Raw genomic sequence first — 6,251 nt, 5'->3', positions numbered from 1 at the left:
GCCAGCGTGGCGGCCAGCTCCGCGCCGTGCTGCTGCATAAAGTCATGGAGACGGTTGCGGATGCTGATGTGCTGCACCTCCTCATGTGAGCGGATATAGCGACCGGCGGCCTGATTAATTTCCCATTTTTTCACATCGATATTGTCGCGCAAATCCTGCATTCTGCGCGGGATTTGTTCGTCACCGGCAAGGAGCTGTTCACGGTATTCCCGTTCAAGGTCTGCAAGTTCGGCTTTACGTTTCAGCCAGGTATTTTTGTTCGTCTGACAGGCCTCAAAGGCCTGCTGCAATGTCAAAATGGTCACGTGTCTCTCTCCTGATTAATGCCGGAACGGCGAGCTGTAGCAGCCCTGTACTTTACGCGGCGCCGGTGGCGTCACCGGGGCCGGGTCGGGTTTCTCCGGTGCGGCACGTATCACACCGTCAACCGACTCGATGGTGCGGAAAGTGGCCGAACATTCGATATTGGTACACTGGTGATAACGCTGTTTGACGTTTTCCGACAGATACCGGCTGGTACGGACGTGCGCGGTCTTTTTGCAGAACGGACAGTGAAACATAATTCAGCCCTCTGCCTGTTCGTGGTCTTTTGCGGCCAGTTCAGCGGCAAGCTTCATCCGTCTGGCCGGGCTTCTTAACAGCGCCATATCAACCCCGGTTATGACCGGGCGATTCATGCCCGTGACGGACAGGACCGGCTCCTGCTTCATATCGAAATGATACAGGGCTGACTGCAGATTCAGGGCATCACCCAGCTCACAGGTCACGGTCGCACGCGGCGAGGTTTCTCCGCTCATTTCCAGCGACCGTATACGCAACAGAAAGGCACGTAACAGTGCGGGGCTGATACCGGCCAGCGCCTTCTTCCACTCGCTGTTGGCGTAAGTGGTGAACGCTTTTTCATGGGCGCTGATATAAGCCTTACCGGAGGAGCATGCGCCAAGCATGGCGAGACTTTTGTCTTTCTCCAGCTCGGTAATCAGACCGGTGAACTCATCAGCCAGTTCGCGGCTGGCGATACGTTTACTGTGTTCAGCTTTCAGTTCAGGAGTGAGGTTGCCGCGCAGAGTTCGAAAGCGGCATCGCCAGTCCTGTTCGGCCTGTGCACTTTCACTGAGGGCGGTCTGTCGTTCCTGCTCACAACGCTGAATGGAAGCCTCAATGTCGCTGAGTTTTCCCATGCTGGCCGTGTGTGCGTCTTTTGCCTCGTTAAGTGCGGCCAGCGCACCGGCAATACGTTGTTCCGCGCCTTCATCCTGTTTACTGATAACGGTCTGCATGGCTTTGATAATGAGTTCGGGTTTCATGTTCAGGCTCTCCGTGTGTTCAACCTGAAATGATTCTGACGCCTCCTGCACAACAACACGATTCATTGCCGTTGTCAGAGTGCTGGCACAAACAGACCTTAAAATCAGGCTGGCCAGAGAAAGGTCGCAGGAAAACCTTACTCACCGTTTGTTTTTTTACTTATAACTATTCACCACTGTTCACCTTAAATAAAAAGATAAGTAATACAGTAAGTTAAAGGGTGAACAGTTGAAGGTCTGACTGTTCACCGTCTGTTCACCACTGTTCACCCTTCAGTTTTTTCAGCCAGTCAGCCACTTAGACTTTTTAGTGATTAAAAATAATAAATATATAAACAAAAGTAATCAGCAATGGGCCACCGGTTTGCCAACGTTTGCCAAAAAACGGCCAACGTTTGCCACTGTATAAAAAACGCTCTGTTGTGTGGTGGAGCAGTACAAAATGACTTGTTGCCCTGAGGGAAAATATTCACAAAATAGAGAGCTACCCGAAGCCGGACGGACACGACCGGCACTGTATGGACTTTGTGAGGTAGCCCGATGCACACTGCTTTTTCTTCCCCGTCTTCTGCCCCTGCCGCGCCGCTGATGCCGGTTTCTGATACCGTTCACGAGCGCTTTATCCGTCTGCCCGAAGTGATGCATCTGTGCGGCCTGTCCCGCTCGACCATTTACGACCTCATCAGCCGGGAAGCCTTCCCGAAACAAATCTCCCTCGGTGGTAAAAACGTGGCGTGGGCGCAGTCTGAAATCACCGCATGGATGGCGGATCGCATCGCCGAACGCAACCGGGGTTATGACGCATGATGATGACCATTCAGCAAACAGCCTCTTTTTCTGGCTTGCTTCTTTTCGCCGTTTCCAGGTATAGTTTTCCCGCTGCCGCAAAATCGGCAGCCGGGCGTAGGAACCCGTGTAATTCACAGGCGACAACAGACGCGCCATGCGTCTTTTTTTACGTCGTTGCTCAGGTACACCCATTTTTCGGGCTGTGGTGCTTATTCCATAGCCCCTGTCAGATAATGGTGGTCCGGGCGGGGCAGCTTTCGGGCTGGCCGGTATTCTGTGAAGCCGGTATTCCTACCCCCGTTCGGGTCACCACCCATGAGCGTAGGAACTCCGGTGGTGGCAATAACCGCTATTCACAGGAGGTTGCCATCATGGCTACGACCCTCACCCCGTCACACCCGCAGTTTGTCTTTGTGTTTGCCGCTGTTCGTCGCGCAGACCGTACCCCCCGTATTTGTATGCTCCGCACCGTTGCCGGTGATGAGCACGCCGCACGCCTTTCCCTCGTTCGCGATTACGTTCTCTCGTTTGCTGGCCGTCTGCCGGTTGCGGAGGTTCGCGCATGAGACACACCACCATTACCGCCCGTGACCTCGAATGTCTGGAGCATATGCGCAATGTCGGCCAGCTCGTCGGCGACCTGATGCAGGTGCAGGATTGCGCCACCGTTCGTCGTGACCCGGCGCAGCAGTTACAGCTCACCTCCGTGATTTACCTCATGACCGCCCAGCTCGACGGCGTGGTCGAACGCTGCAATCAGCAGTGGCTGACCGGGGAGGGTAACGTATGAAACAGCCATTACCGCCCGTATTACGCGCCGCGCTGTATCGTCGCGCCGTGGCCTGTGCATGGCTGACCCTGTGCGAACGCCAGCACCGCTACCCGCACCTCACCCTCGACGCGCTGGAAAGCGCCATTGCCGCCGAGCTGGAGGGCTTCTACCTGCGCCAGCACGGAGAGGAAAAAGGCCGTCAGATTGCCTGTGCCCTGCTGGAAGATTTAATGGAAGCCGGACCACTGAAAGCTGCCCCGTCGCTGTCCTTTCTCGGGCTGGCCGTGATGGATGAGCTTTGCGCCCGTCATATCACATCGCCGGTACTGCACTGAGGGAGAAAATAACCATGAAAATGAACGTAACAGAAACGGTAAAACAGGCGTGCGGCCACTGGCCGCGCATTCTCCCTGCGCTGGGTGTGAAAGTGATTAAAAACCGCCATCAGTCCTGCCCGGTGTGCGGTGGCTCTGACCGCTTTCGCTTTGACGATAAAGAGGGGCGCGGCACGTGGTTCTGTAACCAGTGCGGCGCGGGTGACGGACTGAAACTGGTCGAGAAGGTGTTCGGTGTATCAGCCTCTGAGGCCGCCGGGAAGGTGAACGCCGTGACCGGCAGTCTGTCGCCGGTTGCCCCGGAAGTGATTGCGGCCGCAGAGGCCGAAACTGTGGCCGACCGCAAAGCGGCGGCCGCGCTGGCCGTCAGGCTCATGGAGAAAACCCGACCGGCCACCGGCAACGCCTACCTCACCCGCAAGGGTTTCCCCGCTCTGGAATGTCTGACGCTCACCGTCATGCATAAAACCGGCGGCGTGACGTTCCGCGCCGGGGATGTGGTTGTCCCGCTGTATGAGGATACCGGCACACTGGTTAACCTTCAGCTTATCAATGCTGACGGCCTCAAACGCACCCTGAAAGGCGGTCAGGTCAAAGGGACATGTCATGTCATCGAAGGGAAAAAACAGGCCGGAAAACGTCTGTGGATTGCAGAGGGTTATGCGACCGCACTCACCGTGCATCACCTGACCGGGGAAACCGTCATGGTGGCGCTGTCCTCCGTGAACCTCCTTTCTCTGGCGAGCCTTGCCCGTCAGAAATATCCGGCCTGTCAGATTGTCCTCGCCGCCGACCGTGACCTGAACGGCGACGGCCAGAGTAAAGCCGCAGAGGCCGCAGACGCCTGTGAGGGCGTTGTTGCCCTGCCGCCGGTGTTCGGTGACTGGAATGATGCGTTTATACAGTACGGCGAGGAAGCCACGCGCAAAGCCATTTATGACGCCATCCGGCCACCGGCGCAAAGTCCGTTCGATACCATGAGCGAGGCGGAATTTACCGCCATGAGCGCCAGCGACAAGGCTTTGCGGGTGCATGAGCATTACGGCGAAGCGCTGGCGGTGGATGCGAATGGCCAGCTCCTGTCCCGCTATGAAAACGGCATCTGGAAAAATATCCCTGCCGCCACTTTTTCACGGAATGTGGCCGATTTATTCCAGCGCTTACGCGCCCCGTTCTCATCCGGGAAAATTGCCTCGGTGGTGGAGACCCTGAAACTGATTATTCCGCAGCAGGATACACCGGCGCGTCGTCTGATTGGTTTTCGCAACGGGGTACTCGATACCCAAAGCGGCGTATTCAGCCCGCACCACAAATCGCACTGGCTGCGCACGCTGTGCGACGTGGATTTTACCCCACCGGTGGGCGGGGAAACGCTGGAGACTCACGCGCCGAACTTCTGGCGCTGGCTCGACCGTGCGGCCGGTAAAAGTCCCCAAAAACGCGACGTGATACTGGCTGCGCTGTTTATGGTGCTGGCGAACCGTTACGACTGGCAGCTCTTTCTCGAAGTGACCGGTCCCGGCGGGAGCGGTAAAAGTATTCTGGCCGAAATCGCGACATTGCTTGCCGGGGAAGATAACGCCACGTCGGCCGACATCGACACGCTGGAAGACCCGCGCAAGCGTGCCTCCCTGATTGGCTTCTCGCTTATCCGTCTGCCTGACCAGGAAAAATGGAGTGGTGACGGGGCAGGACTCAAGGCCATCACCGGCGGCGATGCGGTCTCGGTTGACCCGAAATACCAGAATCCGTACTCAACGCATATTCCGGCGGTGATTCTGGCCGTGAACAACAACCCGATGCGCTTCACCGACCGCAGCGGCGGGGTGTCACGTCGCCGGGTGATTATTCACTTTCCGGAGCAGATTGCGCCGGAAGAACGCGACCCGCAGCTCAGGGATAAAATTGCGCGCGAGCTGGCCGTCATTGTGCGCCAGCTTATGCAGAAATTCAGCGACCCGATGACCGCGCGCGCACTGCTCCAGTCGCAGCAGAACTCCGACGAGGCGCTCAGCATTAAGCGCGATGCTGACCCGACATTTGATTTTTGCGGCTATCTGGAAATGCTCCCGCAGACCAACGGGATGTTTATGGGAAATGCCAGCATCATCCCGCGTAATTATCGTAAATATCTCTATCACGCGTATCTGGCCTATATGGAGGCTAACGGCTACAGGAACGTGCTCAGCCTGAAAATGTTCGGGCTGGGGCTGCCCATGATGTTGAAAGAGTACGGCCTGAATTATGAGAAGCGGCACACAAAGCAGGGGATACAAACCAATTTGTCGCTGAAAGAGGAAAGCTACGGCGACTGGCTGCCGAAGTGCGACGACCCCGCAGCAACATAACCTCACTCAGACCGGCAACAGCCGGTCTTTTTCTTTCTGCTCATTGCCACAGGGTGAACAATCCACTGTTCACCCTTCACCGTATATTCACCCTGTATCACCATGAAATTATTAATAAAAAACCAGAGGTGAACAGTGTGAACAGTAAAACCTGAAAAAACTTTTTATCCCCCCGCGCATCGCCTGACCGGACGGTTCCAGAACGAGCAAAAATCACAAAGGTGAAGAGTCGATTGTTCACTATTCACCAACCATTCACCACTTATCGCCATGATATTAAAGAGAAAAATTCAAAGGTGAACAGTGTGAACAGTTTATATGGAAAAAAAGAATTTTACTGATGTTCAATATTACCCCGGTTAGGATCCGTATATCGGAACCTAACCGATGGAGAAAATATCAATTTCCTCTTGAATACCAATCAGTTGTGAACTTAAGGGGCTTAAAAAACCATGGGGGCACAAAAGGGGGCATATGAGCATGTGTTCTTGTTTATTTTCTTTGTTTTCAAGTTATTACATTGTATTTTGAGTCCGGCCTTCGCACCATCGGAACATCAATAGACGTCAACAGACGTCTTTTTTTGTGCCTGAAATCCAGTATCCGCAAGGCTTTCCTCGCTTTTTCACTCAACCTAAGTCAACCTGATTCAATCTACATCAACTTATTGATGCGGGTACAACTGCGGGTATATCCCGGT

Annotated in this window: 8 protein-coding genes; 5 read left to right on the top strand and 3 right to left on the bottom strand. The window is 54.9% G+C overall.

Going from position 1 to position 6,251, the window contains the following annotated elements:
* The 3 genes from HV261_RS23140 to sid all read right to left on the bottom strand — a co-directional run.
* Nucleotides 1-305 (bottom strand): phage polarity suppression protein (locus HV261_RS23140; protein WP_326929170.1); only part of this gene is annotated, 305 nt, incomplete at its 3' end.
* 15 nt (nt 306-320) lie between these two features.
* Nucleotides 321-560 (bottom strand): STY4826 family bacteriophage gene regulatory protein, encoded by a 240-nt coding sequence (locus HV261_RS23135; RefSeq protein ID WP_016809961.1) that lies wholly within the window; start codon nt 558-560, stop codon nt 321-323.
* A gap of 3 nt (nt 561-563) precedes the next feature.
* A complete protein-coding gene (gene sid / locus HV261_RS23130) occupies nt 564-1,307 on the bottom strand; it encodes a capsid size-determining scaffold Sid (RefSeq protein WP_181899078.1) in 744 nt (247 codons plus the stop codon).
* Between the two features lie 540 nt (nt 1,308-1,847).
* Between sid and HV261_RS23125 the strand changes: the two genes are divergently transcribed.
* From HV261_RS23125 to HV261_RS23105, 5 genes are read left to right on the top strand one after another with little or no spacing between them, the layout of a single operon-like run.
* A complete protein-coding gene (locus HV261_RS23125; protein WP_000556587.1) occupies nt 1,848-2,114 on the top strand; it encodes a helix-turn-helix transcriptional regulator in 267 nt (88 codons plus the stop codon).
* The gene (locus tag HV261_RS23120; protein ID WP_202039634.1) at nt 2,111-2,662 is read left to right on the top strand and encodes a host cell division inhibitor Icd-like protein; all 552 of its coding nucleotides are present in this window, start codon (nt 2,111-2,113) and stop codon (nt 2,660-2,662) included. The genes HV261_RS23125 and HV261_RS23120 overlap by 4 nt, the downstream gene beginning before the upstream one ends.
* The gene (locus tag HV261_RS23115) at nt 2,659-2,886 is read left to right on the top strand and encodes a hypothetical protein (protein ID WP_001216599.1); all 228 of its coding nucleotides are present in this window, start codon (nt 2,659-2,661) and stop codon (nt 2,884-2,886) included. The genes HV261_RS23120 and HV261_RS23115 overlap by 4 nt, the downstream gene beginning before the upstream one ends.
* Nucleotides 2,883-3,203, top strand: coding sequence for a DUF5375 domain-containing protein (locus tag HV261_RS23110; RefSeq protein WP_032937151.1), 321 nt, complete (start codon nt 2,883-2,885; stop codon nt 3,201-3,203). The genes HV261_RS23115 and HV261_RS23110 overlap by 4 nt, the downstream gene beginning before the upstream one ends.
* Nucleotides 3,204-3,217: 14 nt before the next feature.
* Nucleotides 3,218-5,551, top strand: coding sequence for a primase-helicase zinc-binding domain-containing protein (locus HV261_RS23105; RefSeq protein ID WP_202039633.1), 2,334 nt, complete (start codon nt 3,218-3,220; stop codon nt 5,549-5,551).
* Nucleotides 5,552-6,251 lie beyond the last annotated feature (700 nt).

This window comes from Citrobacter sp. RHBSTW-00671 (assembly GCF_014103415.1).
GTDB lineage: Bacteria > Pseudomonadota > Gammaproteobacteria > Enterobacterales > Enterobacteriaceae > Citrobacter.
Note: the sequence above shows the minus strand (reverse complement) of the source record. Positions and strands in the feature narration are given on the sequence as shown.

What these genes read in the sequence shown, in the direction of transcription:
- HV261_RS23105 (WP_202039633.1), top strand. Translation starts at nt 3,218, where the DNA reads ATGAAAATGAACGTAACAGAAACGGTAAAACAGGCGTGCGGCCACTGG.
- HV261_RS23110 (WP_032937151.1), top strand. Translation starts at nt 2,883, where the DNA reads ATGAAACAGCCATTACCGCCCGTATTACGCGCCGCGCTGTATCGTCGC.
- HV261_RS23135 (WP_016809961.1), bottom strand. Translation starts at nt 560, where the DNA reads ATGTTTCACTGTCCGTTCTGCAAAAAGACCGCGCACGTCCGTACCAGC.
- sid (WP_181899078.1), bottom strand. Translation starts at nt 1,307, where the DNA reads ATGAAACCCGAACTCATTATCAAAGCCATGCAGACCGTTATCAGTAAA.
- HV261_RS23115 (WP_001216599.1), top strand. Translation starts at nt 2,659, where the DNA reads ATGAGACACACCACCATTACCGCCCGTGACCTCGAATGTCTGGAGCAT.
- HV261_RS23125 (WP_000556587.1), top strand. Translation starts at nt 1,848, where the DNA reads ATGCACACTGCTTTTTCTTCCCCGTCTTCTGCCCCTGCCGCGCCGCTG.
- HV261_RS23120 (WP_202039634.1), top strand. Translation starts at nt 2,111, where the DNA reads ATGATGATGACCATTCAGCAAACAGCCTCTTTTTCTGGCTTGCTTCTT.